At 61.3% G+C, this 24,731-nt stretch carries 24 protein-coding genes; 6 read left to right on the top strand and 18 right to left on the bottom strand.

All coding sequences use genetic code 11. The features are described 5' to 3' along the window. Nucleotides 1–21: 21 nt before the first annotated feature. The 3 genes from AC061P_RS12040 to AC061P_RS12030 are packed head-to-tail and all read right to left on the bottom strand — an operon-like array spanning nucleotide 22 to nucleotide 2,644. Nucleotides 22–966 carry a DNA cytosine methyltransferase gene (locus AC061P_RS12040; RefSeq protein WP_480391290.1) on the bottom strand — a complete coding sequence of 315 codons (945 nt, stop codon included), beginning with the start codon at nucleotides 964–966 and terminating at the stop codon, nucleotides 22–24. Nucleotides 967–1,010: 44 nt separating this feature from the next. After that, a complete protein-coding gene (locus tag AC061P_RS12035) occupies nucleotides 1,011–1,574 on the bottom strand; it encodes an HIT family protein (RefSeq protein WP_480391289.1) in 564 nt (187 codons plus the stop codon). Then, nucleotides 1,574–2,644: a hypothetical protein gene (locus AC061P_RS12030; RefSeq protein WP_480391288.1), complete on the bottom strand. Its 1,071-nt coding sequence runs from the start codon at nucleotides 2,642–2,644 to the stop codon at nucleotides 1,574–1,576. Before AC061P_RS12030 ends, AC061P_RS12035 begins: the two co-directional genes overlap by 1 nt. Nucleotides 2,645–2,964: 320 nt before the next feature. On the opposite strand from AC061P_RS12030, the gene AC061P_RS12025 reads away from it, so the two are divergent. Continuing rightward, nucleotides 2,965–3,942: a DNA cytosine methyltransferase gene (locus AC061P_RS12025; protein WP_480391287.1), complete on the top strand. Its 978-nt coding sequence runs from the start codon at nucleotides 2,965–2,967 to the stop codon at nucleotides 3,940–3,942. On the opposite strand, the gene AC061P_RS12020 is transcribed toward AC061P_RS12025, so the two are convergent. From AC061P_RS12020 to AC061P_RS12000, 5 genes are all read right to left on the bottom strand, one after another. Next, on the bottom strand, nucleotides 3,939–4,901 hold the full coding sequence (locus tag AC061P_RS12020) for a NaeI family type II restriction endonuclease (RefSeq protein WP_480391286.1): 963 nt from the start codon (nucleotides 4,899–4,901) through the stop codon (nucleotides 3,939–3,941). The genes AC061P_RS12025 and AC061P_RS12020 overlap by 4 nt on opposite strands. Nucleotides 4,902–5,008: 107 nt before the next feature. Next, nucleotides 5,009–5,404 (bottom strand): (deoxy)nucleoside triphosphate pyrophosphohydrolase, encoded by a 396-nt coding sequence (locus tag AC061P_RS12015; RefSeq protein ID WP_480391285.1) that lies wholly within the window; start codon nucleotides 5,402–5,404, stop codon nucleotides 5,009–5,011. A gap of 129 nt (nucleotides 5,405–5,533) precedes the next feature. Further along, nucleotides 5,534–6,313 (bottom strand): DNA-formamidopyrimidine glycosylase family protein, encoded by a 780-nt coding sequence (locus AC061P_RS12010; protein ID WP_480391284.1) that lies wholly within the window; start codon nucleotides 6,311–6,313, stop codon nucleotides 5,534–5,536. Further along, complete coding sequence (locus tag AC061P_RS12005) at nucleotides 6,306–11,111, bottom strand: ATP-dependent helicase (RefSeq protein ID WP_480391283.1); 4,806 nt, start codon at nucleotides 11,109–11,111, stop codon at nucleotides 6,306–6,308. The genes AC061P_RS12010 and AC061P_RS12005 overlap by 8 nt, the downstream gene beginning before the upstream one ends. 100 nt (nucleotides 11,112–11,211) lie before the next feature. Then, on the bottom strand, nucleotides 11,212–11,835 hold the full coding sequence (locus AC061P_RS12000; protein ID WP_480391282.1) for an alpha/beta hydrolase: 624 nt from the start codon (nucleotides 11,833–11,835) through the stop codon (nucleotides 11,212–11,214). 83 nt (nucleotides 11,836–11,918) lie between these two features. On the opposite strand from AC061P_RS12000, the gene AC061P_RS11995 reads away from it, so the two are divergent. Continuing rightward, nucleotides 11,919–12,725 (top strand): SDR family NAD(P)-dependent oxidoreductase, encoded by an 807-nt coding sequence (locus AC061P_RS11995; protein ID WP_480391281.1) that lies wholly within the window; start codon nucleotides 11,919–11,921, stop codon nucleotides 12,723–12,725. An 83-nt stretch (nucleotides 12,726–12,808) separates the two neighbouring features. Beyond that, nucleotides 12,809–13,348, top strand: a complete 540-nt coding sequence (locus AC061P_RS11990; RefSeq protein ID WP_449647488.1) for an NUDIX hydrolase family protein — start codon at nucleotides 12,809–12,811, stop codon at nucleotides 13,346–13,348. Nucleotides 13,349–13,865: 517 nt separating this feature from the next. Here the strand turns inward: AC061P_RS11990 and AC061P_RS11985 are convergent. The 4 genes from AC061P_RS11985 to AC061P_RS11970 form a co-directional block, all read right to left on the bottom strand. After that, complete coding sequence (locus AC061P_RS11985; RefSeq protein WP_480391280.1) at nucleotides 13,866–15,557, bottom strand: DEAD/DEAH box helicase; 1,692 nt, start codon at nucleotides 15,555–15,557, stop codon at nucleotides 13,866–13,868. A gap of 312 nt (nucleotides 15,558–15,869) precedes the next feature. Beyond that, nucleotides 15,870–16,472, bottom strand: a complete 603-nt coding sequence (locus AC061P_RS11980; RefSeq protein WP_480391279.1) for a DUF1684 domain-containing protein — start codon at nucleotides 16,470–16,472, stop codon at nucleotides 15,870–15,872. Nucleotides 16,473–16,557: 85 nt separating this feature from the next. Further along, nucleotides 16,558–17,556 carry a DNA topoisomerase IB gene (locus tag AC061P_RS11975; protein WP_480391278.1) on the bottom strand — a complete coding sequence of 333 codons (999 nt, stop codon included), beginning with the start codon at nucleotides 17,554–17,556 and terminating at the stop codon, nucleotides 16,558–16,560. 64 nt (nucleotides 17,557–17,620) lie between these two features. Next, nucleotides 17,621–18,121, bottom strand: coding sequence for a hypothetical protein (locus AC061P_RS11970; RefSeq protein ID WP_480391277.1), 501 nt, complete (start codon nucleotides 18,119–18,121; stop codon nucleotides 17,621–17,623). Between the two features lie 208 nt (nucleotides 18,122–18,329). Between AC061P_RS11970 and AC061P_RS11965 the strand changes: the two genes are divergently transcribed. The 3 genes from AC061P_RS11965 (at nucleotide 18,330) to AC061P_RS11955 (ending at nucleotide 20,435) form a co-directional block, all read left to right on the top strand. Continuing rightward, the gene (locus tag AC061P_RS11965; protein ID WP_480391276.1) at nucleotides 18,330–19,451 is read left to right on the top strand and encodes an NAD(P)-dependent alcohol dehydrogenase; all 1,122 of its coding nucleotides are present in this window, start codon (nucleotides 18,330–18,332) and stop codon (nucleotides 19,449–19,451) included. Nucleotides 19,452–19,522: 71 nt separating this feature from the next. Then, complete coding sequence (locus tag AC061P_RS11960) at nucleotides 19,523–20,065, top strand: 2-phosphosulfolactate phosphatase (protein ID WP_449647482.1); 543 nt, start codon at nucleotides 19,523–19,525, stop codon at nucleotides 20,063–20,065. Between the two features lie 67 nt (nucleotides 20,066–20,132). Next, nucleotides 20,133–20,435 (top strand): DUF427 domain-containing protein, encoded by a 303-nt coding sequence (locus AC061P_RS11955; RefSeq protein ID WP_449647481.1) that lies wholly within the window; start codon nucleotides 20,133–20,135, stop codon nucleotides 20,433–20,435. 87 nt (nucleotides 20,436–20,522) lie between these two features. Here AC061P_RS11955 and AC061P_RS11950 read toward each other — a convergent pair whose 3' ends face one another. The 6 genes from AC061P_RS11950 to AC061P_RS11925 are packed head-to-tail and all read right to left on the bottom strand — an operon-like array spanning nucleotide 20,523 to nucleotide 24,724. Then, entirely contained in the window at nucleotides 20,523–21,170 is a 648-nt protein-coding gene (locus AC061P_RS11950) for a CGNR zinc finger domain-containing protein (protein ID WP_449647480.1), read from the bottom strand. A 7-nt stretch (nucleotides 21,171–21,177) separates the two neighbouring features. Further along, nucleotides 21,178–21,645 carry a SprT-like domain-containing protein gene (locus AC061P_RS11945; protein WP_449647479.1) on the bottom strand — a complete coding sequence of 156 codons (468 nt, stop codon included), beginning with the start codon at nucleotides 21,643–21,645 and terminating at the stop codon, nucleotides 21,178–21,180. Nucleotides 21,646–21,668: 23 nt separating this feature from the next. Beyond that, entirely contained in the window at nucleotides 21,669–22,361 is a 693-nt protein-coding gene (locus AC061P_RS11940) for a signal peptidase I (protein ID WP_480391275.1), read from the bottom strand. Further along, nucleotides 22,354–23,202 (bottom strand): hypothetical protein, encoded by an 849-nt coding sequence (locus tag AC061P_RS11935; RefSeq protein ID WP_480391274.1) that lies wholly within the window; start codon nucleotides 23,200–23,202, stop codon nucleotides 22,354–22,356. The genes AC061P_RS11940 and AC061P_RS11935 overlap by 8 nt, the downstream gene beginning before the upstream one ends. Then, nucleotides 23,193–24,146: a hypothetical protein gene (locus tag AC061P_RS11930; RefSeq protein ID WP_449647476.1), complete on the bottom strand. Its 954-nt coding sequence runs from the start codon at nucleotides 24,144–24,146 to the stop codon at nucleotides 23,193–23,195. Before AC061P_RS11930 ends, AC061P_RS11935 begins: the two co-directional genes overlap by 10 nt. Next, nucleotides 24,143–24,724 carry a TasA family protein gene (locus AC061P_RS11925; protein ID WP_480391273.1) on the bottom strand — a complete coding sequence of 194 codons (582 nt, stop codon included), beginning with the start codon at nucleotides 24,722–24,724 and terminating at the stop codon, nucleotides 24,143–24,145. The genes AC061P_RS11930 and AC061P_RS11925 overlap by 4 nt, the downstream gene beginning before the upstream one ends. Between the last annotated feature and the right edge of the window lie 7 nt (nucleotides 24,725–24,731).

Genomic DNA, 24,731 nt, shown 5'->3' with positions numbered 1-24,731 from the left:
CGCGGTGGTGGCTTGATTGCGCTACTCGCGGTGATGGTCGGCACTCTTGTTGACGAGTGCATTGAGAACTTCGACGCCGATCGCTTCTGCAATGGCCGGAGGAAAGTCGCGCGCAATTTGTCGGTATACCGATGTCTTTCTGCCTTCGAAGTGCCACTGCTCCGGAAAGCCCTGCAGCGTGGCTAACATTCGGTTTGTAAGTCGCGGCATCGCCCTCGCCGGGGTATCAGCGCTAGGGGCAGAATCAGCAATTCCTCGCGGGTCAACACCGAGCGAATACCAAATTTTCTTTGTTCCGGTTGGGCCGAGGTCAGCGCCGCCGTGAAGCTTGGAGCCGCCGACGATAGTCGGGGCAAGGTCCGAGGCGAATTTGGCCCACTGCACTGCTCCCGGCCAGCCGTTCTCTGCCATTAGCGGAAGAAGCGCCTCGCCCACGTTCTGTATTCGAGGGGTGCCCAAGGGCCATTCAAAGCGCGAAAAAGATCCCGCCTTAAGCGCCAGAAGCACAACGCGCTTCCGTGATTGTGCGAGTCCAAAATCAGCGCTATCTATCGTTCTCCAAATTACCTGATAGTCAAGATTGATTAGGGTTGATTCTAATTCTCTCCGGAAGCCTGTAAATCGTTGGCCCAGTAAACTGCCCACATTTATGAGTAAGGCGGCTTTTGGCTGCACTGACCGAATCAACTCGATGGCGTTCACGTAGTCGACGCGGTCTTTCAAGCGAAGCGCGGCACCCGCGGCGCCGATTCCCGTACTCGAAAGATTGCCTGCGATGATGCTTATTTCGGGCTTCCCCATCGTTTCAGCGTTGAGTTCAGATACGACTTGCCAAGTGGTATTTGCCCGCAGGGTTGCACGCGAATCCGTGTCAGATTCGGCAACCAGCAGCGGTACGAAGCCGGCGTTTTGCAGCCCCAAAGAAAGCCCGCCGGCGCCAGCGCACAGATCGACGAAACTTTGCATGCTCGATTGTCTATTCAACCGCGAAAACAATCTGAACTATTCAACTAGTGTTCAGCAAGAAGGTCGAATAACGTTATGTTCGCATTTCTCGATGTTGAGGTTCGCGAGGAAGGCCGATTTAGCGGAGCTCTGACAGGCTTGGCGCTCGCGGCGAGCGATATCTCAAGTGCATCGCGGATAGCTGTCACGAGACTTGATTCCTGTGCAATTGGGAGTTTGTCCTTAACGCGTGTGTCCTCCCAAGGTGCTTTTTTGGGCTTCGGCTCGTCTTCAGGGCGGCGAGGGATGAGATGCGCGTGAACGTGGCTTTCGGCATTTCCCAAAATTGCGACGTTTACTCGCTTCGCCCCGGTAGCAGCTTTGATGGCATCGACGCTGAACTGCAATTCTTCCATGAAGGTCATCAAACTTAATGGAGGAACATCTGTAATGTGATCGAAATGATTACGCATGCTGAGGATGCACCGACCTGGAAAGCGTGCATCGCTATAAAGGCCTATCGAGGATTCTGTCATCCCAAGAATGGGCAGCCAAAGGCCAAAGCCGCAGTCGATGCAATCCTCGCTGCCTCCAACTGGCCACTCTGCCAAAGCATTTTGATATGCCATTAGAAAACCAGATACTTTCTTGTCAACTTTTCTAGAGCTTCTGAAAAGAACAATGCTTCAAACGAAACTTGTAGGCTGCGAGCTAACTCTCTCGCCTCTTTGAACTCGTCTAGCTCTTCGGCTTCCACCCTTGAAGATGCTTGTTGAACCTTTTCCCGCCAAACTTGATTCGAAAGAAGCCCATTGAAGTTGTCGATAGTTTTGAGTGCCTTCAGCCCTTCTTCGACCGCTGAGTCGGCGCCCTCGTTATCTCTAAGATACTCGAGTTCGTTGAGGAAGCGAAGAGTTGGGGGAGTCTTAAACACATCGACAAGACGATCGACGATCTGTTCGTAGTCTAGGTCACGTAGTTCGAGCGTCAATAGCGGAATGACGGACGAAGCATAAGTGAATTTTCTCGGACCAATAAGTTTAAGCCGCCTTAGCGTACTTGGGTCGCCGGACTCAGATTTTGCCTGGTAATCAACAGTTAGTTGACGCCAGTATCGAGCAAGATCATTAACTAAAAATCTGGGCACGCTCGACTGCCCTAATGGCAAAGCTTCTACGTATCGACTCACCATTGTGCGCAATAGATCCTCGTGTAGGGAAGGTTGTAGCAACGAGACGGATTCCTCGAGAACGAGGACACGACGTGAATGTTTGGGATTAGTGTCGGCATCTAACCCAATTACCTCGTAGAGGTCCGTGGCCGCGATCCAGTTGCCGAATAATCCTGTTGATCCCGGTTTCTCAAGCTCGACACCCGGCACCACGACAGATCGCAAATGATCCGCATCCGATAGATCTTGACTGTGATCATGGGTTTCAACGCTGTTGCAGATGAGCAGGTAGTCCAGATCAGACTGCTCGGACATCTCAAACCGCCCCATTGAACCCAGGCCGAGAACATCTACGCAACTGTCTAGCTTCGCTGCAGCGAGATGCGCCCGAGCGTTCGCTATTGCTTGTTGCGTCGTTGCGTAGGCTTGAAGCAAGTTCGGGTAGTCGCTCTCGTTTTTGCCGAGTCTCTTAGCAGAGTCCACAAATTCTTGGCGGGCGTCGACGTTGAGCTTCGAGCCATATTCCATGCTGAGTCCCTTATTCCGATAACCTTCTCATCTTAGTCAATCTCCCTTGAGAAATTCTCGTTGAGATTCTTCTTTTCAGCCGGATCCTTCTTGCGCTGCCGCTCAATAATAGGGACAGGCTTTCAGCCGCGAGGATGGAACAGATCTGGCAGCCGATTCTGACCATGCGGCTACGACGGGTCGACGTGAGATATCGATCACGGGGGACTACGGATTGATATTCGGTTGGAAGCCGGTCGAACAATGTCAGACGCTCACCGCAAGGTAGCCTGATGATGGACCTGAAGTCGAGGGTCGCAAAACACACCATGGAGAAATTGATGTCGTCTTCGAGCCTTAGCGTCCTCGAGATTTGCGCGGGCGCAGGTGGGCAGTCCTCCGGGCTTGAGAAGGCTGGATTTGTTCATGAGCTCGCGGTAGAGATTGACCGTGACGCGGCTGCAACGCTTCGCCTGAACCGCCCTGGATGGATGGTTCAGGAAGGCGATGTCCGAGAAGTCAGTGGCATGAAATATCGCGGTATTGACCTGCTCGCGGGTGGGGTTCCTTGTCCTCCGTTTAGCATGGCTGGCAAACAGCTTGGAGCTGCGGACGAACGAGACCTGTTCCCAGAAGCCTTGAGACTCGTCGACGAGGCGAAGCCCAGCGCTGTAATGCTTGAGAATGTGCGAGGACTAGCTTCAGCTCGGTTTGCTCCTTACCGTGACTCAATTCTTTCCCAGCTTCACCGAATGGGCTACCAAGCCTCATGGCAGTTGCTTTTCAGTTCAGAATTTGGGGTGCCGCAGCTGAGGCCGAGATTTATTCTCGTGGCGTTTAGAGGCGGACGGATAGAGAATTTTGAATGGCCCAGCCCTATAGGCCGTCGGGCAGTCGTGGGTAAGACGCTCCATCCCTTGATGAGCGCCAACGGCTGGTCCGGTGCCGACCTTTGGGCTACGCGGGCCGATGGAATCGGGCCCACTGTAGTTGGTGGTTCCAAGAAGCACGGTGGAGCTGATCTTGGCCCGACTCGTGCAAAGCAAGCTTGGCTCGCATTGGGTGTGGATGGCAAAGGAATTGCAAACGAAGCGCCATCGTCTGACCACCCGCTGGATCACACTCCGCGTCTAACCAACCAGATGGTTGCGCTTGTGCAAGGGTTTGACGAGGAGTGGAAGTTCGCCGGGCTTAAAACTTCGACCTATCGGCAGATTGGCAACGCTTTCCCTCCGCCGGTTGCGGCCGGAATCGGCGTCTCAATTCGAAATGCTCTCGGGGCTGGAAAAGTAGCGAGCAATCTGAAAATCGTCGCCTAGGTCCACTTATCGCGGGTGCCGCGCTCCGGGACGAGCGGCGCTGAGACTACAGGGTCGGTAGCAGTCGCTCTGCGCCACCTCGATCCGCTCATAATCGCGCCTTCGTCGTTTTCAGAAGGAACGACACGCACCGCTATGTACTCAAGCGGCCCCGGCACGGGGACACCAAGATCGTTAGCCGTGCCTGCGTGGTACTTACCGCTGAGAATTACGATGCCCTCAGGCTGAAGTGCGTCGCGTGAGCCCCCGCTATAGCGCACGCGCTTCTGTGGGTCCATCTGCATGCTGACTGTTGCCACGGTGCTGCGATGTACGATCATTCCCTCTGCTGCTCTGAAGAGCCGGTGAGTTCTCTGCGTTCCACTTTTATGATCGAAGATGTGCGCTACTTGAACGGCATCGAGGGCCAGTAGAACGTTCGGAGGAAGAGGCTCATTTCGCCAAAGCCAGCGAATCGCGTCCCGACCGCGTTTATTGAGCTGAGTCTTCATATCTCGGTTTGATTTTTCGCGTCGATTCTCAGGCGTGACTCGGACCAAGCCGAGGGACCATATGCCATCAGAGTCACTTGCTGTCGCAACAAGGGCGAGCTGTTCAAACACTTCTGGGGGTAGCATCCAACCGCCGTCGGATTGGCTCCATTTTGCATCAACTTGGTGGCCAGAAATTTTATAGTCGGTCTTGTCGCCACCTTCAAATCGAAATTCACGCTGCGCGTTGATTTCGAAGAGCGTTCCGAAGTGCGTTTTCTCGGTTTTCATGAGGTCGTTCCACTGGTACCGACCAGTTTCTTGCCCGTTGTAAATCATGTCGTAGGTATGCCGCAGAACGGCTGCCCACCTCGCGCCCGTCGGGTCGAGGGCGATTAGTGCTTCCGCTACTTCAGCAAGCGCTTCGTCTTCGTCGTCTAAGTATGGATCGAAATAGATCGGCGTTTGCGAGGATGCTTCTTCTTCCATGTGGCGAGCATATCGGTGGTGAGGGTCGCGGGGGCTAGAGACGATTTCGGTAAGTACATCAGGAAGCGAATCAGTAAGGCTGTTGGCTCGGCCGGACGGGCTGACACTCAGGCAGTCGCGTTGATGATCAGCTCGACCGCCGGGATGTCGGCAGGCGCCCATTCGACCGAATTCAGGTCGGCAGGCGCAAGCCACCGAACTTCCGCATGCTCAGTTAGCACCGGCGTCCTGGCGAGCAGCTCGCAGTAGAACGTAGTTAGCGCCACGATGCCGAAGTCGTACTCGTGAGTCGTGGTCGTGATCAGCTCACCCACGGCCACCCCGCACTCCAGCTCTTCGCTTATCTCCCTTACGAGAGCATCGTGAGGAGTCTCACCTGCTTCGATTTTGCCGCCCGGGAACTCCCACATCCCGGGCAAAGCTCCACCAGGTCCGCGTTGGGCGCACAGGATGAGACCTTCGCGCACGATAACGGCACCGACGACGTTGATCTGTTTCTTCACGGATGATCTCTCTCGCGGGTACCCACATGGGCTCCCGGTTGGCTTTTGCAGCAGAATCAACCTGCTCGCTTCAGCCTATTGGCGAGACCAGGCTGCGCGGAGTGCGACACTGCCCGCCGCTGAGCGACGTCACTTCTGGCAGCTCGGGCACCACCACGTGAAGCGCGTATCCGTGGGGCCAGTGCCGAGCTGCGCCGACTCGATGCGGGTGCCGCAGCGCAGGCAGGCATCACCGCGGCGGCCATGAACCCAGTAGCGCGGTTTTCCCCGCGGCAGGCCAGTGAGGTTGCGGATGGGGCGATCCTTGTTCACCGTGATCGCCTTGTGTGCGAGCGCCACCAGGCGTTTCGGGTCGGTGACCTCACCGATCGGTGTACCGGGGCGGAATCCGCGCAAAAAGCTCAACTCGTTCGCATACACATTGCCGAGGCCCGCCAAATTCCGTTGGTCGAGCAGGGCGAGTGCTACCGGCCGCGCTGGGTCCGACAGCAGGTTTGTTAGCGCGAGCTCGGTATCCCAGTCGGGCCCCAGAAGGTCAGGGCCCAGGTGACCCACAATGCTGTCTTCGGATGCCGTGGGCACCACTTCAAGCAGCCCCAGTTCGAAACCTACCGCGGTCTTCGTCGCCGTGCTCAACACTCCGCGAGCCAAGTAGGACGGCTTGCGCCACCGTTCGCCGGCGCCGTAAATCTGCCAGACGCCTTCCATCTTGAGGTGGCTGTGGATGGTGTGCTCGCCCACCCGAATCAGCAGGTGCTTGCCGCGCGGCACCACGCTCGTGACGGTGTTGCCGCTGAGGTCGAGCGTCGCAAAGGCGGGCACTCGAAAGTCGGTGCGGGTGAGCACTTGCTGGTCGAGCGCTGCCCGCAGTTTCGCGGCCGCCTTATAGACGGAATCACCCTCAGGCACGAAGCCTCAACCCCTGCGGTGTTGCGACAAACCCAGCCTCCACGAGTGCCTTGCCCACCGGGGTGCCGACGGCGAAATCGCCGTTGACCTTCTCGATGCGCAGCTTCGGCAGCGTTCCGCGCAAGGTGCTCGTGAGCGAGCGAGTTGCGGCATCCACGACGGCGGGTTCGAGATCGAACGCGAGCAACGACTTGCCACCACGCTCTAGGTAGAGCGCAAGATGCCCATCGACCATCACGACGATCGCACCCGCCTTGCGGCCGGGGCGATGCTTCTTAGGGGAGTCAGCAACGGGCTTTGCGGATGCGGATGCGGTTGCCGATGCCGATGCCGCCACGGATGCCGAGGTCGCAGCCCACGCTTCCGAGCTGTCGTCGCCAACCGCCCCAGCGCCAGAACTGGCCTTGCCAGCAGCAGCCGCGCCAGCGGCAGCGGCGTCACCACTCTCACCCCCAGAATCCGCGCCACCCAGCCCCGGCCACCCAAGAGCAGCCCCGTAGGGGTTCGCGGGGTCGGTCGCAGCAAGAGTGATCGCCACAAGTTGGGGCGCAGCATCCGGATCCCGAGTGAAACCACGAAGGCGATCGACAGTCGCGCCGGTCGCAAACTGGGCAGCACCGAGCCCCTCAATGAAGTAGCCGCGGCGCGCACGCCCGGTCTCTTCGAAGCCGCTCAGTACGCGGTACGTCAGGGCGAAACCACCACGGATGCCTTCGCTCACGACCGCGCCGCGCGTGACGACAGCGTGCCGTTCGAGCATCAATTCGGCGGTCGACTTGGCGCGCACCGTCGTCTCTCCTTCGGCCGTCTCGAGCAGCGCCCACCGGCCGGACGCACTCGGCGGCCCCGCCTGCGCCACCGTCGAGACGCGACCGCGATAGGCCCGAGCCCGCGCTGGACGAGGAGCCCGAGTGGCCCGCGCCGTGCCGCCGAGATGCGCGCGCAGCGGCGCAAAGCTGTCATTCGTGATGAGCGACCGCCACACCAGATCCCACAATTCCTTCAGCAGCACCTTGTCATCCGTGCTGCCCACCTGATTCGACAGCTGCCTGAAGAAGAACGCACCGCCACCGGCCAGCGCATCGAGAATGCTCTGCTGCAACTCGCTCAGCCCATCGCGGTCCGGCTCCGGCAACGTCAGCGCAGCGGTCGCCGCGGGGTGCAAACTAATCCAGCCATCGCTGCGCGCCAGCGCACCCTGCCCGGCCCACACCACTTCGCCCGATGTCGTCAGCTCGTCGAGCCAGGCGGGCGAATAGTCGCGAATGCGGGCACTCAGAATGAAGTTCTCCCACGCGGATGCTGGGGCTGAGTATCCCGCCAGTTGGTCGATCACCTGTGCCAAGCCATCAATGCCGCGCAACGAGTCACCGGCAGCGGAAACGTGTTGCCACGCGGGCAGGAACCGACCAAGCGTCGCGTGGGACACCGGCTCGACCTCTTGCCGCAGCGCAGCGAGTGAGCGACTGCGCAGGCGACGCAGCACATCCACCGAACACCACTCGGTGCCGGTAGCGCCGGGGCGGAACTCGCCATCGACAACACGGCGATCGGCCGCGAGGCGACGCAGGGTGTCCTGCACGACAGCAGTTCCGAGGCCGAAGCGGGCTGCGGCATCCGCGAGTGTGAAGGGTCCATGGGTGCGGGCGTAGCGACTCACGAGGTCGCCGACGGGATCATCGACGGGTTCGATGAACGCGGCGGGCACACCAATGGGCAGCGGAACCCCGAGGGCATCCCGCAGTCGTGCAGAGTCTTCGATGCCGGCCCAGCGGCGTTCGCCCGCAATGGTGACTTCGAGCACGCGGTTCGCTTTCGCGAGCCCGGCCAAGTCGGTGGCGAGGGCGGTGCCGGTCACGAGCGAGCGCGCCTCGATCTCGGCAACGGTTTGCGGGCCAAGCACGCGCAGCAGATCGACGATGCCCTCAGCATCCCGAGCGTGCCGCTCTGGCACCAGTCGCTGCAGCTCGTTCTCGGTCTGGGCGATCACGTCGGGGTCGAGCAGTTCGCGCAGTTCGGCACGACCGAGAAGCTCGGCGAGCAGCGCCGGGTCGAGCGAGAGGGCAGCAGCGCGACGCTCGGCCAGCGGCGAATCACCCTCGTATACGAAAGCGGCCATATAGCCGAACAGCAGGCTGCGCGCGAACGGCGACGGCACCTCCGTCTCGGTCTCCATCACGCGGATGCCGCGGCTTGCGATGCGCTTCGTCAACGCCGTCAGCGCCGGCAGGTCGTACACGTCCTGCAGCACTTCGCGCACGGTCTCAAGCACGATGGGGAAGCTCGGGTATTTGCGCGCAACATCCAACAGTTGCGAGGCTCGCTGGCGTTGTTGCCACAGCGGCGAACGCTTGCCGGAGTCGCGGCGCGGTAGCAGCAGGGCGCGAGCGGCGCACTCCCTAAAGCGTGCGGCGAACAGCGCGGAGCCGCCCACTTCTTCCGTGACGATCTGTTCGAGCTCGTCAGCGTCGAAAACAAAGAGGTCGGCACCGGGCGGCGCGGCATCGGTGTCGGGAATGCGCACGACGATGCCATCGTCACCGGCCATGGCTGCGCCATCCACTCCCAGCTGTTCGCGAATGCGCGCCGTAATCGCCAACGCCCAGGGCGCGTGCACGGGCATGCCGTACGGGGAATGCAAGATCACACGCCAGTCGCCCAGTTCATCGCGGAAGCGTTCGACGACAAGGGTGGTGTCGCTCGGCACGTGCCCCGTCGCCGACTTCTGCTCGGTGACGAGGGCGAGCAGGTTGCTCACGGCATGCTCGTCGAGCCCGATCGACTCGGCCCGAGCGCGCGCATCGTCAGCGGATGCCGTCGCAATTTCTTTCGTGAACGCCCCGATAGCTTCGCCCAGCTCGGCCGGGCGGCCTAGGCCATCGCCCTTCCAGAACGGCACGCGACCGGGTTGCCCGAAGGCGGGGGAGACGAGCACTTGATCGTGGGTGATGTCTTCGATGCGCCAGCTGGTAGTGCCGAGAGCGAAAACATCGCCGACACGGGATTCGTAGACCATCTCTTCGTCGAGTTCACCAACGCGGCGGCCGGGCGCTCCGGCTTCGCCGCCGATCATGAAGACACCGAAGAGGCCGCGGTCGGGAATGGTGCCGCCCGAGGTGACGGCGAGGCGTTGAGCGCCGGGGCGACCGCTGAGGGTTCCCGCGACGCGATCCCAGACCACGCGGGGCCGCAGTTCGGAAAACTCGTCGCTCGGGTAGAGGCCACTCAGTAGGTCGAGGGTCGCGTCGAAGGCACTGCGCGGCAGGGTCGAGAAGGGCGCGCTGCGACGCACGGTGTCGAACCAGTCCTCAATATCAATCTCGTCGAGGGCGACGGCGGCGACGGTTTGCTGCGCCAGCACGTCGAGCGGGTTTGTCGGAACGGAGAGGGCTTCGATCTGGCCGCTCCGCATCCGCTCCACCGCAACGGACGTGTGGATGAGGTCGGTGCGATGCTTCGGAAAAAGTAGGCCTTTAGAGATTTCCCCGACCTGATGCCCGGCTCGCCCAATGCGCTGAAGCCCACTCGCGACCGATGGCGGCGACTCGACCTGGATCACGAGGTCGACGGCACCCATGTCGATACCGAGCTCAAGCGAACTCGTGGCGACGACGCAGCGCAGCACACCCGTCTTGAGGTCGTCTTCGATGATCGCACGCTGGTCTTTGCTGACCGAGCCGTGATGCGCACGCGCGAGCAGCGGGGCAGCGCCCATAGTGGATCCGCCCTGCGCCATCATCTGGGCGGGCGGCTTCCACGGTTGCTGCGGGGCGGCGTAGGCGGCGGCATCCGCACTGGCTTGGGATCGCGTGATGGCCTCGACACCGTCAACCGTGCCGTCGCTCATCCGCTCGTCGTAGATCTCGTTGAGCCGTGCAGTGAGGCGTTCGGCAAGCCGCCGCGAGTTCGCAAAGACGATTGTCGAACGGTGGTCGAGAATCGCGTCGACGATGCGCTCCTCGACGTGCGGCCACAGCGAACCTGTCGACTCGGGGGTCGCCTCGTCATCGTGGCCGGAGCCTCCCGCCGCGGTGTCGCGCGCCGAAGCAACAGTGCCCGGAATCGTCATATCCGGCACCGGTACTATCACGCTCAACTCGAACGTTTTCGCCGACGGCGGGTGCACGATCGTCACGGGGGCGCGTCCGCCCAAGAACCGAGCAACCTCTTCGATGGGACGCACTGTGGCGGAGAGGCCGATGCGCTGTACGGGTTTCGCGAGCAGAGCATCCAGCCGCTCCAGCGACAGCGCAAGGTGCGCGCCACGCTTGGTAGCGGCAACGGCGTGCACTTCATCGATGATGACCGTGTCGACGTTCTTGAGGGTCTCGCGGGCCGCCGAGGTGAGCATCAAATACAGCGACTCGGGAGTCGTGATGAGGATGTCGGGAGGAAGCCGGGCAAGCAGGCGGCGGTCTTGCGCAGTGGTGTCTCCCGAGCGCACTCCCACGGTGATGTCGGTCTCGCCGAGCCCGAGCCGCCGAGCGGTTTGGGTGACGCCGACGAGCGGTGCGCGAAGGTTGCGCTCAACGTCAACGCCGAGAGCCTTGAGCGGAGAAATGTAGAGAACGCGAGTGCGCTGTTTCGGGTTGGCCGGGGGAGGGCTCGAGGCGAGTTGGTCGATCGCCCACAGGAAGGCGGCAAGAGTCTTGCCGGAACCGGTGGGGGCAACGACGAGCGCATTCGCTCCGGAGGAGACGGCATCCCACGCGCCGAGCTGCGCCGGGGTGGCAGCATCGAACGCGCCCTCAAACCACTCTCGGGTGGCGGGCGAAAACTTGCCGAGCACATCGCTCATTGTTCTATCTTCGTCGCAACCGCTGACAGCGCACTACGGGTTTCGCCGAAGGCGTCGGCAGAGTTCGCCGAAGGCATCGCGCCACACGCGTTCGGGCACACTACGCGTGAGTGTGCAGAAAACTCACCAGATCGTTCAACTCGTCAGTCGAGATCGAATGCGCGAGCCCCTCATAGATGTGCGACTCCGCGCGAGTGTGATCAACAAGCCACTCCTCGGTGCGCTCAATGTTCACCGCCGGAATAACCGCATCGTCGGTGCCGCGGCCCCAAAACACGGGCGGTCGGATGCTCGTGAGTGCCGCATCTCCGGAGTGCTCGGCACTCACCACAAAGCCAGAGAGTGCCACGGCGCAGGTGAAACGCTCCGGGGCGAGCCGCAAAAGTTGAAGCGCCATGGCGGCACCCTGCGAGAAACCGAGGAGGCTGACACTCGTGAATTGCTGATCATCGAGCCAGGAAAGCACGGCTCGGGCTGCGTCATCCACGAGTTCAACATTGTGGCGACCGTCACCACTGAGATTGATGGGGAACCACGAAAAGCCGCCGTTTTCGGGGATCGGCGCCCGCAGTGAAGCAATCACCGGTTCGAGCGGAAGCCCGGGTGCCATTGCAAACAGATCGCCCTCGTGGGAGCCATATCCGTGCAACAGCACGAGCAGCGGACGCCCGGCTCGTTCACGTTCAGGAGCCGACCAGAGCACTGCTGAGGAATCAATCTGCATGTAGCAAAGCCTACGGGGCGCCGCTGAGGCTGAGGTGGGTCCCTAGACTGCACTTGACAGCCCGAAGGCGAAGGAGCCGAATCATGCAGCCAGAAAACAAAGTTTTTGTTGTTACCGGTGGTGGCAATGGAATGGGTCGAGAGGTGGTGCTCGGACTCCTCGCCCGTGGTGCCCGAGTGGCGGCGGTCGACCTCAACGAGCCAGGGCTTGCTGAGACGGCGAAACTGGCAGGCGCAGCATCCGCCCAGCTCACGACCCACGCCCTCAATGTGACCGACCGCCAAGCGGTGCTCGCCCTGCCCGGCGAAGTTATCGCGGCCCACGGGCAGGTTGATGGTGTGCTGAACGTCGCGGGGATCATCCAGCCATTCGTGAAACTGGCTGAACTCGACTTCGACACCATGGAGCGGGTGTTCAACGTGAACTTTTGGGGCGTCGTGAACATGACGAAGGCATTCCTGCCCACCCTCATGAAGCGACCCGAGGCTGCCGTTCTGAACGTGTCGAGCATGGGTGGGTTCCTTCCGGTTCCCGGCCAAGCCGCCTATGGCGCCAGCAAGGCCGCAGTGAAGCTGTTCACCGAGGCTCTGTATTCAGAGAGCCTGGGAACGAACCTCGCCGTCACGATCGTCTTCCCTGGCGGTGTTGGCACCAACATCACGGCAAACTCCGGCGTAGAAATGCCGGAAATTCAGGGTGCTGATTCGGGCAAGGAATACACAACGACGAGCCCAGCGGATGCGGGCCAACAGATCATTGACGGCCTACAGAAGGGTGCTTTCCGGGTCGTCATCGGCGGTGACGCCAAGTTCATGGACCGTTTCTCGCGGTTCTCTCCCCGCCGCGCAACCGAGCTGATTGCCAAGAAAATGAAAGACCTGCTCGGCTAAGTTGACGTGCGACGGAGACACTGGTTGGCATCCAGTGTCCCGCCGCGCGCACGATAACCGCGCACTATGGGTGACAATGGAGCATGAGCTCCGTCGGCACACCAGACCCCAACTCTGCTTGGCTATCAGATGAGGAACTTGCGGAGACCCGCAGACGACTCCCGCTTCTCTATGTTGAGGCTGTTCCTGTGCGCGTGGATGGGCTCGGTCGCGTCACCGAGGTCGGCACACTCGTTCGCGGCAATGATGGCGAGATCACTCGCACCCTCGTCTCTGGCCGAGTGATGTTCGGCGAGAGCCTGCGCGACGCACTTTTCCGCCACCTCGAAAAAGACCTCGGCCCGATGGCCTTCCCGCTGCTCCCCGCAAGCCCGACACCATTCACCGTCGCCGAATATTTCCCGTGGCCAAGCGACAGTCAGTACACGGATGTTCGCCAGCACGCTGTCTCGATGGCCTACGTTGTCCCGGTCACCGGTACCTGCGAACCGCGCCAGGATGCTCTCGAACTGACCTGGCTCAGCCCAGCTGAAGCGGCATCCGAAGCGGTTACCGCCGACATGGAGGGCGGCCGCGGGTCACTACTGCGCGCAGCGCTCGCCTCGGTCGGCGTACTGCCGTAACTGCTCGCCCGCTCCCGCGGCGTTCCCCAGGGCGCGCAACTGCTGCGCGCTGCTGCCGTTGGCTCGCGCTGTGTGCTGCTGCCGCCAGCCCCACCGTGTTGCCTAGAGGCGTTGCCCCAAGGCGTGGCCCCTTCGGAAACTCAGGAAAACTCGGCCGGCCAGAAACGCCGTCGAGCGCGGATGCCCGCAATGCCGGGCCTTTATCGGCGAGCAGCCAAGCGGCGATACGAAATCTCCTGAATTTCCGAAGGGGCGCCGCTGCGAACTCAAGTTGCGCCACTACACGTTGCGCCAGCGGCAGCGGCAGCCACGCAAGGACAGGTTGCGCCAGCACGAGCCGCGAAACCCGCACCGCGAAACTCACCCCGCGAAACCCGCAGCACCTCGCCACAGGCACCCCGTTAAACACCTCAGGGCGACGAGTCTCCGCCCATCAGTGCTGGGGAAAACTCGCCGCCCTGAGACGGTAAAGCTGTGTTGCTAGCGACTAGCGACTAGCGCTAAGTAGCGAGAGGACTTAGCGTCCGCTGCTGGATGCGCGACGGTTGGGTCGCACTACCTGGCCTACGCGAACGGGTCCGCCTCCGGCCTGCGCGCGGCCTTTGCCACCGCGCGGACGCGTAGGGGCGTCGGATTGCTGCTGACGTGGCTGGTGAGTTGAACGCTGTTCTCCAGCACCGGCACCAGCTACGACTGCGCCGCGGCCTGAACCCTGACGATCGTTGCGCTGCTGACCGCCACGGCCGCCGTTTCCAGCGTTGCCGCCGCGCGACTGTCCGTCACGAGCCTGTCCGTCACGAGCCTGGCCATCGCGACCCTGTCCGTCACGCGACTGTCCGCCACGAGCGCCACCGCGGGCACCCTCACGAGCGCCACCACGGGCACCTTCGCGAGCGCCGTCACGGCCACCATCGCGGCCGCCGCCATTGTCATCACGACGAACACGCTTGCGCTGGGCATTTGCGCCCTGCGAGCGTCCACCTTGTGACTGGCCACGAACGGGTGCTGCTGCGCGAGGAGCGGGGGTCACGTATTCCGCGACCTCTCCGACAAGCGCGGTTACGGCATCCGACTTTGCGTTCACGTGCTGCGGGGTCACCGTGATGGCGGCCTTACGCAACAGTGCTGCGGTGTCTTTGCGCTGGGTCGGAAGAACGATCGTCACGACGTCGCCTTCTTCTCCGGCACGAGCGGTACGGCCACTGCGGTGCAGGTATGCCTTGTGTTCTGCTGGCGGGTCAACGTGGATGACCAGCTCAATGTTGTCCACGTGCACGCCTCGCGCTGCAACGTCGGTGGCGACAAGCACCTTGACGTCACCGGCGGAGAAGGCGGCGAGGTTACGGTCACGGGCAACCTGCGAGAGGTTTCCGTGCAGGTCAACCGCGGGGATGCCGGCGTCGATGAGTTGGCGCGCAAGCTTCTTGGCGTGGTGCTTGGTGCGCATGAAGAGGATGCGGCGGCCGGTACCCGAAGCGAGCTTCTCAACAAGAACGCGCTTCGATTCGACACTTTCGGTCTCGAAGACGTGGTGGGTCATGGCCGAGACGTGCGAGGTTGCTTCGTCAACCGAGTGCAGTACCTCGTTGTGGAGGAAGCGGCGAACCAGCTTGTCTACACCGTTGTCGAGGGTGGCACTGAACAGCAAACGCTGTCCATTGCTCGGGGTCTTGTCGAGGATGCGGGTCACAACGGGCAGGAAGCCAAGGTCGGCCATGTGGTCGGCCTCGTCAAGCACGGTGATCTCGATGGCGTCGAGGTTCACGAAGCCCTGCTTCATGAGGTCTTCGAGGCGACCGGGGCAGGCAACAACGATGTCGACGCCAGCCTTGAGGGCCGCAACCTGGCGGTTTTGGCTTACGCCACCGAAGATCGTGGTGGTGTTGAGGCCATACGCGGCAGCGAGAGGCTCGATAACAGCAGAGATCTGCGTTGCGAGTTCACGGGTTGGTGCAAGGACGAGTCCGAGCGGGCGACCCGGGCGGCGCTTGCCACCGGCGAGCTTGCCGCCGAGACGAGCAACCATGGGAAGAGCGAAAGCGAGGGTCTTGCCCGAGCCAGTCTTTCCACGGCCGAGCACGTCGCGACCACCGAGGGTGTCGGGAAGCGTGTCAACTTGAATGGGGAAGGGCGACGTCTTGCCGTCGGCCTCAAGTGCAGCAACAAGCGCGGCTGGTACGCCGAGCGAGCTAAAAGTGTGATCAGTCAAAGTAATGGTGCCTTTCAGGCATAAGTAACAGATGGGCGTTACACCGGAGGCGCACAGGTTCAGAAAGCTCAGTCGCAGTTCACGAGGAACGGCACTGAGCTGATCTACACCGACCCAATCAGGCGTTTCGCACGGGTGCGGCACACAGGTCAGATCTCGAACTTTCGTTCGGCGCGGATGACTCCAGTCCGCCGGAGAAAGTTATCTACGAGCCACACGTTTCTGATTGACGTGGACGAGAAGAGGGAAGCGTTCTACGACGCAGGGAAACATAATTGTTTCGCAAGTACTGCAACCCTAGCAGTTATGCCCCTAGTAGCGCTCACCTACCGGCACTTGCACAGCCAGAGTGTTGCCAGCCTGCGCGAGCGGGCACGCCCACGCGGGGTCGTAAGCGCAGGACGGGTTGTAGGCAAAGTTGAAGTCGAGCACGAGTGACTCTGGCGTGCTGCCCGCTCCAAGGTCGGCACCCTTCACGGTGTCGAGGAGATAGCGGCCACCGCCGTAGGTTCCGCCCTTAACGCGAGAGAGCGCATCCTTCACGGGGATGAAAATGCCGCCGCCGTACGAGGCAAGACGCCACACATCGAGCGTGCCGACCTGGTCGATCTCGACCGTGCCGAGCAGGTCAAACGGCACTACGCCATCCGTTCCCGTCTCGACGTCCATGCGACGACCGTCGCCCGGAACAATGGATGCCTCGAAACGCCAGTCGGGATCGTACGCCTCAAACGGCAGCCCCTTAAAGTCGCGCAGGTCCCCAGGCAACAGCGGCGAAGCTGGATGCGTGGCAAACATCTCATCTCGTCCCGCACGCCAGTCGGCGTGGGCGCTCGCGGCATCCGGGTTCTCGCGGAGGGCGGCGTAGAGAGCAAAGTTGCGGCGGCGCCAGTCGGCTACCTGAAGTGCGGTCATGGTTTCAGGTTATCTCGCGCAGCCGACAGCGAGCTTGGTGTTGTTCTCCCTTGTGTTTTGGTCTCGCCATGCGTGGCCGCCTTGCCTAGGCCTTGCGGGTCAGCAGCTCGCGCACTTCACTTTCGGCAGAGGTGAGTCGCTGCGGGTCGATGGTCTCGCCCGCCGAGAAGAGGTCGACGATGCGGGGGTCGACGTAACTCTTCTTGGCGATCGCGGGGGTATTGCCGAGCACCTCAGCGGCTGCCTCCATTGCTTCCCGAATCGCCCGCGAGCGTGCCCGCTGGCTCTGCTTCGGGCCGCCTTCTGCAGTGCTTACCGCTAGGCTCACCGCCAAACTTGATGCCGCAGCAACAGTGCCACGAAGCGTGCGAAAGTCCTTGGCCGTGAAGTCGCCGCCTGTGCGCTCGCGAACATAGTCGTTGATGTCGGCCGCGGTCAGCGACCGGCGCTCGCGGCCTTCTCGCCACGACAGCACTGACGCGTCTGGAGCGCTGCGCAGGCGCCGCCGGATGAACTCGGCGAGGTCAGCATCCACAATTTCGCTCTCCCACTGTTGGCCGCTTTTGGCGGGAAAGCAGAGTTGCACGCGGTCGCCAACCACGGTGACGTGATCGCACAGCAAAGTGGAGAGGCCGTGGCTGCCGTGCTCTTCGGCGTAGCGTTCGCTGCCGACACGCAACGAGCCGGTGTCGAGCATCCGAAATGCTGCCGCAAGAGTGCGAAGGTGAGGGTCTTCGCTTGAGCGCAGCGTGCGAGTAACAACACCGCGAGCGGCGGGAAGCACGGCCGCAAGCTCAAGGGCACGATCGAACTTCACACGATCTTGACGCTCACGCCAGGCCGGGTGATAGATGTACTGCCGCCGGCCAGCTTCATCGAAACCGGTGGCCAGCACGTGACCATTCTCGTAGGGGCAGATCCACACATCAGTCCACGCTGGCGGGATACCCAACGCCCCGAAGCGCGCCTTGAGGGCGGCTTCGGTAACCGTTGCACCATCCGGGTCGCGATAGCTGAAGCCTCGCCCTGATCGCACGCGCGAATAGCCGCGCCCTGTTGTATTACTCCGCCGCAGTCGAGGCACCGCGTTGTCCTTTCGCGCCCACGATTCGGCTCACGAGCCGACGGCTGAAGCCACAACGGCCAACCTAAAGACTCAGATTAGTTCGCCTTGTTGTGCCCCAACCCCATGTCGGAGCAAGACGCTGAAGCGCTGCCCCACGCCACTGCCAAAACGCCCAATAGAGCGGCCACAGCAGGGGAGTAAGCACACCAGCGCTAAAAATCAGTTGATCGCGGTAGAGAGTTTTGCCCCCGGGAGCGTGACTGATTGCCATGGAGTGTTCCCACTGATCGACGAGAGCGAGAGGACCACTGAGGCCTCGCCCACTGTCGCGCATCACGCGAACACCATCAGGCATCTGCGGGTACGACACGTCGATCACTTGCTGACCAACGGGGCACAACCCGAAAGCAGACATGCGCACCGGATGCTCGCCCGGCTGCCACAGCTCAGGAAACCCGCCAACCTCAAGCGACGTGAACTGGGTGAGAGGGGCAGAAACCTCGCGAAAAACGTGGGGGCTGCGGATGGCGCGCCACGCATCATCGGGGTCGCAATCGAGTACGAGCTTCAGGAGAACACGCATGCTCCTATTTTGCGCTCGTCTGAGTCAGGAATCCACTGCTCTCACGAATCCACTGGTCTCACTAGTCACTGCTCTCACGAATCCACTGGTCTCGCCTATCCAGTGGTCTCGCCTATCCAGTCGCCCACCAATCCAGCCCCCGGTGTAGCCTGCCTGTTGTGCCGGTGGGCCCTGAAAGTACACTGAACGCATCGATTCGGCAGGAGCCATGATGTCTATTTCTCAGCCCGCAAGCCCAGATTCGAATGATTCCTCGCACAACTCGGGCAACGCGCATCCGGTGCCAACGACCGCGCCGTCACCCGCGCCGTCAACCTCGTCGTCAACCGTTCCAGCGACCATGACTGCTGTTATGGCGCGGCAGTACGGCGGTACAGATGTTCTCTCGATCGAGACGATACCGACGCCCTCGGCGGCACCAGGCAAGTTTCTTGTGCGGGTGCTTGGGTCTTCTGCCAACGCCCTTGATTGGCGCATCCTCAGTGGCACGCCGCTGTTTGTGCGTTTGGTGATGGGGTTGCGCACCCCGAAGCGACAGACCCCGGGGGCGGATGTTGCGGGCGTTGTCGTTGCGGTCGGTGACGGTGTCGCAGATTTTGCGGTCGGCGATGCCGTTTTCGGTGAAGCTTCGGGTGGGGCTTTTGCAGAATTTGCCATTGGCACAGCCAAGAATTTCGTGAAACTGCCGAAGGGGGTCGACTTTGTGGCGGCGGGCGCGACTCCGGTGGCCGGGCTGACGGCACTGCAGGGCTTACGCACCCACGGGGCAGTGAAGCCTGGCGACCGCGTGCTCATCAATGGGGCAGCGGGCGGAGTGGGCACTTTCGCGGTCCAGATCGCGCGTTTACTCGGGGCGGCGGAGATTACCGCTGTGTGTAGCGGCCGCAACGCCGAGCAAGCGCAAGCGCTCGGAGCAACACGCGTCATCAATTACGAGACCGAAGATTACAGTGCTGACGACAGTCAGTATGACGTTGTCTTCGACATCATGGGCAACCGGAGTGCCGCCGAAGTGCGCAGCATTTTGGCGCCAGGTGCCCGCTTCGTTGGGGTCAGCGGTCCGATGAAAAATCGGTGGGTTGGCCCGGTATTCCATCTCATGCGCATGGGTTTTGCGTTTAAGCGAGCGGATGCCACTTTCCACCAGTTCACGGCCAGCCCAACGCCAGAGGATCTCACCTTCCTCGCGCAGCTCCTCGCTTCGGGGCAGATCACTCCCGCCATCGAGCGCGTCGTGGGCCTCGATGGCGTTGCTGCGGCCATCGACCAGATCGCCTCGGCCCACGGGGCGGGCAAGATCGCTGTAGTCCCGGGCAGCTCTGCCGCGTAGCAACGGTGTTTCTGGTGTCACATTCGGTAACCAAACATGCTTGCCGCCCGCTCTGGCTTTAACCTCGTTGAGTGAACGATCCCCGCACCCAACCCCAGTATCAGGTCCGTTTTGGCTTTGGCCGCCGTCAGGCGCTCGAGCTGAGTGCCGGCGCCGATGTTGTGGTGTGGGCGGATGCTCTTGCCGACGGCTCGACGCCCGTTCCCGAGCTGCCCGAATCGTTCTCGATTCTCCGCGCCGGAACCGGGGCAGCAACAGCTGTCGCCGACTGGGTCATTGCGCAACAAGAACTCAAAGGTGACCGGTTCACCGTCGCTGTCATCGCCGCTGGCGACGCCGATGGAGGCTTCACCGTCGACGACCTCCTGGCCGCCGGAGCGATCATCGATGCCCTCGCCGACGCTGGCATTGATTACATTTCTCCGGAAGCAGCATCCGCCGTCGCTGCCTTTACGACCTTGAAGCCTGCCCACAATCACCTCTTGTCGGCGAGCACCGCTGGCCAGCAGCTCATTCAGGATGCCGGACGCGAATTACTGGATGCCGCAATTGTCAGCAACGCTGCAGCTAGTTTTGCCATCATTCGGCACAGTGGGGAACTGGTTCGGGAATGACGCTTGTTCCTCGAGCGTTGGATTCACCAGACACTGAATCACCAACACCGACTCAATGGAGGACAGTATGAAGGCAGTAATTGGCGGCACCGTCATCGCAGAAGCACCGAAGGAAGATCTCCTCAAGATTGAGGGCAACTGGTACTTTCCGCCGGCCAGTGTGAACCATGAACTGTTGGAAAAGAGCCCAACCCCGTACCACTGCCCGTGGAAGGGTGACTGCCAGTACTTCACCGTTAGCGCCAACGGCCAGAAGTTCCAGGATCGCGCCTTCAGCTACCCCGATATTCTTCCGGGTGCTGCCGAGCGGGTTGGCAAGGACTTCTCCAACTACGTCACGTTCTGGAAAGAGGTTCAGTTCGTCGACTAATCGACAACTGACCGTATCCCGTTAGCGACCCTGCGTTCGATCGTGAACGTGAACCGTCGTTAGGCCGGAACCTCGCATTGTGCGCAGTTAGCGTGCCGCATTTCGGGCACGGTGGCTGCGCACTTTTGCGCGGTTGCCGCAGCGTTGCATCGAGCACCAGCGGCGGTTATTGGAACGCGATTCGTCGTAGAAGACGAGAGCGCAATCGTCGGCTGCGCATTCACGAATTCGTTCATGTTGTTCTTTACCGAACAGGAAGACGGCTTCGCGGGCCATTGTCGAGAGTGCTTGCCCGGTGCGAACAGTGGTTCGGCCAGCCTTCATTCCACCTCCCGCAAGTCGCGGCGGAACATCCGGTGTCGCGGCAAAGAGATTGATGACGTCGATCTGTTGAGGATCAGGAGTCTCGTTCACGCTTAACGCGGTAGCAATAGTTGCGATTGCGTGACGCAGTCCGGTGGCGTCGGTCAGGTCGCGCTCGCTGACGGTGCCATCCGAAGCGTCAAAACGTTCGTCAAGCCAGGTGGCAAGGTCACTGGGGGTGTGCAACTTTTCCCAGTCCGGGTTGTTGCCCATTGCGCCAGTGTAGGCAAAGTCGAGGGCTCGCGAGCCCGAGTCGAACCACCACTGTCGTGACGTGCTTGACGTGAACCATTGGCCAGTAGCGCCAGCGGGGGTGGAGGTGCCGGTGGTGCGTGTGCCGCCGGCGAGAGCAGAAGTATCGGGATGTTGCACCTAACCATTATCGCCGGTTACGGGAGACGGTGCGGTGCACCCATTCGATGCGGTTGGCGCTAGAGAATTTGCGTGCGCAGAGACCACACGCGAGCACCCGCGTGGGTTGGCGGTACCGGTAATGCTGGTGGCCCGCGGGGCATGAACCTACCCATGGTGCGAACTCGTCGGCTATCGCTCCGCTGTGAAGTCGTTTTCCTTCGTAGCCGAGTTCCTTGGCTACAGCCTTCCAGCGGGCTCCGTGGCCGGCTCCCGACCCTGCCATGGCATGAGCAATCTCGTGAAGCAAGACCTGGTGGATCTCATCATCCTCATAGCGGGCGGCCAAGTATTTTGAGACCGAAATGCGCTTGTGGGTGTAGTTGCAGAGGCCGGCACGCGTTTTGGCGTTATCGAAGGTGAACTGCCACTCGTCAGTCAGATGAAGTCGGATGAGCGCGTCAGCCCACACGCGCACTCGGGAAAGATCGGCCACCTATTGAGGCTAATCGACGTGGGTCAGCCCAACCGCACACGATTGTCGACAGGCTCTACGGCATCCGCTGCAGTCACAGCGTCGATGGATGCTTCGCGCTCGGCTTCGCGTTCGGCACGAGCACGGCGGCGCTTGCGCTTGCGGATGCTAGAGATCGATCCGCTCATGATCATGAATCCGGCGTAGATAAAGAGTGCAACCGCGATGAGGGGAACGAGCCACGTTTTGCCTTCGCCATTCACAAAGTTACTCACGTTTCCGATCCACGGAACGCTGTACCAGAGCTTGCCCTGCACTTGAATGGGCAGCACTTGAAGTTCGTCGGCGACGTCATTGTTGTCGCCCTTGAGGGTAAAGGTGCGGCCTCCATCGCTTGAATTTGTGATGCCGGAGACGCGGTGAGTGATGACACCTGGCTTGCCAGACTCGATTTGGTAGGTGATGACATCACCCATCTCAATGTCATTGGTGTCGATGGGCTTGACGACGATGAGTGTTCCCGGAGGAAGACCCGGTTCCATCGAGCTCGTAAGCACGGTAAGTGGAAGGGCCCCGGCGAGATTCGGAATCACTATGACGAGTGCTCCAACCAACAGCACGAGTCCGAAGAGGCCAGCACTGATGCCAACACCGAGGTAGTAGAGCAAGCTTTTTGGCTTCTCTTCTTCTGCCCGTTCTGTCTTACGAGCGTTGGCTCGCGCGGTGAGCTCAGGCATCTTCCGTGTCCTTTCGTGAGCGCCGACCGACGAACCATGAGATCCCGGCACCGATCATTGCTGCCAGCACCAGAATGAGTACAAGGTACTCCTCGTAGAGCCGCCACGTATTGGGGTCGAGACTAAAAGTTGACGGCAGGGCGGGCAGTGCTCCGTCATCCGTTGCTCCGTCGGGTTGTGAGGCAGGTGTCGGGCTTGGGCTCGGAGCGGGCACGATGAGAGCGCCAGATAGCGTGCCTGCCGGTGCGCGGGGGTCTGATGCGCCAGGGCTCGTCGGGGTCAGCGGAACCGTTGTGCCTGTGCTGTCGCACTGAGTGAGGGGCAAGGCACCCGGTGTTGTGTCTGAGAGTGCAAATCGCAGTGAGAGGGATGCGGTTGCCCCTTGACCGTCGGTGCCACTGAGGTTTCCCAAAGCCAGCGTTGCCGTAACCGGGACGATTTCGCCCGGCGCAAGAACGGTGCCCTCGTGAACAACCTGGCACGGATTCGCTGAACTGATCGCTTTCGCTGTGCCGGCTATCGCTGGAGTGCTCGTGGTCAGGTTCAGCGCGTTTCCGTAGTGCTGGTCGGAGAAGTTCACCTCGCGCATGGTGATGCGCAAGTAGCCGTCGACAGTGCCCGTGTTGCGAACGTAGATCGTCTCGGACTGACTATCGCCTGGGCTCAGCCGGGCAATGTTGTCAAAGACTGCGGCCGAGTAGATGCGTGAAAAGTTGACGCCGTCATCGCTAACTTCAACCACCCCGGCACCACTGGCAGCACTTGCAGGTGTGGCACCAAGCATCGCGCTTAGTGCCACCAGAATCGCTAGTCCGGATGTCCGGCGGGTTGCTATCCGCATGAGAGCCCCGAGCCCTGTCCCCACCAGTTATATGAACGAGGTTCAACGGGGATATTGGCTGAGTCCGCGGACTCCGTTCCGTCTGATGCGACTGCTCGAACCGTGAGGTTTCCCGTTACACCGCTACCCTGCAGACCCATGGAGTTCGATGAGGTGTTCGCGAGGTAGCTGCCCTGCCAATAGACGTTGTAGCCGCCGTTGGGTGTCGTAAACCCGCTCGGGGTGCTCCACGAGATCGTAATCACGTTCTGGTCCCGCTCGTTAACACACTGGGTGTTGGTCGGCGCGTTAGGAACGGTAGTGATAAAGATAACCTGCGCGAAGGTGCGGCTTGCTGCGGCGAGGGAGTCGGTCGCATTCCAGTTGGTTCCGGCGGTGGTGTTAACCGCAAATGTTGCGCTCGTCGACTTTCCGGCCTGGGTAGTCATGCTGCCGGTGAAGCTGGTGGAGGCGCACAAGAATGCTGATCCGGTAGAAGCCACCGTCATGTTCAAGGTTGTCAGCGATACTGTTCCGCCACTGAGCGTCGTTGAGACGACCGGGGTCGTTGCGGCGCAGGCGGCGCTCGTGCCAGCCCAGAACTTGACGGCGATCTGGTTGCCGGCAAGCGTGCCCGAACGGGTGATCGTGATGCTGCTCACCGACGCTTCAACCGAGCCGGTGTTGCGCACGGTTATTGGCTTGGTCACGGTTTGATTCGTTGAGGTGTAGGTAAAAGGGCCGAAGGCGGTAATCGTGGCGGCGCCTGAAGCAACTGCTGTCGTCACCGAGACCGCACCGGCCGTCGCTGTTGCATTTTTTGAGGACGAGGCTGTCCAGGCCGCAAAGCTCACGCCAGAGACCAGAGTGAGGAACACCGCAACGCCGGCAATCAACGACATGCGAGTTGAACGCTTCATGCCACGGCCTTCGGCGGATGCTGTGCCCGCTGTGTGGCGAATCATGGCTGAACTCCGGCGATCGTTGCCACGATTGCTGCACTTGCGGACTGTGCTGTCGCGGGTGCGTTCGCAGGAAGAGTCACCACGAGACACGCGCTCGTTGTCGCGCCAGCGGCGATCGTGCTGTTGAGAGTTCCGGAAGGAGCAACCGAGGCGGGGCAGGCGCCGTTGGCCACCGTGATGGTGAAGGGATTTGCGGTCGCAGCGGGAGTCATGGTTGCTGCGATTGTCGCAGAAAGTGTGAGGGGAACGTCACCGGTGTTGGTGATTGTGAAAGTTCCGGTAACTGACTTGCCAGGGGCAAGTGCAGTCCAGTTGAGGGTTTGTGAGCCGACGGTCAGGGCGGCGGTGCCTGCGCTGATGGTCGATCCGGGGGCTGCGGTTACTGAGGAGTTCAAGTAGGCGTAGGTGCCGCCGGTGCCGACGAGGCCCAGGGAGACGGTAATCGCAAGAATTGCTGCAGCCTTGACGATGCCGAATGCGCCAGCGCCCAGTCGGGTGAGCGGCGAAGTGGAGCGGCTCTTCTTGCGGCCGTTAATCACGTCAAGACGGCGCAATCCGCGAACTGGTGAAGAGTTCATGGTGCAC

It is taken from the genome of Rhodoglobus sp. G.S.4 (assembly GCF_056619605.1).
Note: the sequence above shows the minus strand (reverse complement) of the source record. Positions and strands in the feature narration are given on the sequence as shown.

Coding starts and splice junctions, on each gene's coding strand:
- AC061P_RS11995 (WP_480391281.1), top strand. CDS start 11,919: ATGCAGCCAGAAAACAAAGTTTTTGTTGTTACCGGTGGTGGCAATGGA.
- AC061P_RS11930 (WP_449647476.1), bottom strand. CDS start 24,146: ATGATTCGCCACACAGCGGGCACAGCATCCGCCGAAGGCCGTGGCATG.
- AC061P_RS11970 (WP_480391277.1), bottom strand. CDS start 18,121: ATGCGTGTTCTCCTGAAGCTCGTACTCGATTGCGACCCCGATGATGCG.
- AC061P_RS12000 (WP_480391282.1), bottom strand. CDS start 11,835: ATGCAGATTGATTCCTCAGCAGTGCTCTGGTCGGCTCCTGAACGTGAA.
- AC061P_RS11940 (WP_480391275.1), bottom strand. CDS start 22,361: ATGCCTGAGCTCACCGCGCGAGCCAACGCTCGTAAGACAGAACGGGCA.
- AC061P_RS11980 (WP_480391279.1), bottom strand. CDS start 16,472: ATGACCGCACTTCAGGTAGCCGACTGGCGCCGCCGCAACTTTGCTCTC.
- AC061P_RS11965 (WP_480391276.1), top strand. CDS start 18,330: ATGATGTCTATTTCTCAGCCCGCAAGCCCAGATTCGAATGATTCCTCG.
- AC061P_RS12030 (WP_480391288.1), bottom strand. CDS start 2,644: ATGGAATATGGCTCGAAGCTCAACGTCGACGCCCGCCAAGAATTTGTG.
- AC061P_RS12040 (WP_480391290.1), bottom strand. CDS start 966: ATGCAAAGTTTCGTCGATCTGTGCGCTGGCGCCGGCGGGCTTTCTTTG.
- AC061P_RS12005 (WP_480391283.1), bottom strand. CDS start 11,111: ATGAGCGATGTGCTCGGCAAGTTTTCGCCCGCCACCCGAGAGTGGTTT.
- AC061P_RS11990 (WP_449647488.1), top strand. CDS start 12,809: ATGAGCTCCGTCGGCACACCAGACCCCAACTCTGCTTGGCTATCAGAT.
- AC061P_RS11925 (WP_480391273.1), bottom strand. CDS start 24,724: ATGAACTCTTCACCAGTTCGCGGATTGCGCCGTCTTGACGTGATTAAC.
- AC061P_RS12025 (WP_480391287.1), top strand. CDS start 2,965: ATGTCGTCTTCGAGCCTTAGCGTCCTCGAGATTTGCGCGGGCGCAGGT.
- AC061P_RS11935 (WP_480391274.1), bottom strand. CDS start 23,202: ATGCGGATAGCAACCCGCCGGACATCCGGACTAGCGATTCTGGTGGCA.
- AC061P_RS12035 (WP_480391289.1), bottom strand. CDS start 1,574: ATGGCATATCAAAATGCTTTGGCAGAGTGGCCAGTTGGAGGCAGCGAG.
- AC061P_RS11955 (WP_449647481.1), top strand. CDS start 20,133: ATGAAGGCAGTAATTGGCGGCACCGTCATCGCAGAAGCACCGAAGGAA.
- AC061P_RS12020 (WP_480391286.1), bottom strand. CDS start 4,901: ATGGAAGAAGAAGCATCCTCGCAAACGCCGATCTATTTCGATCCATAC.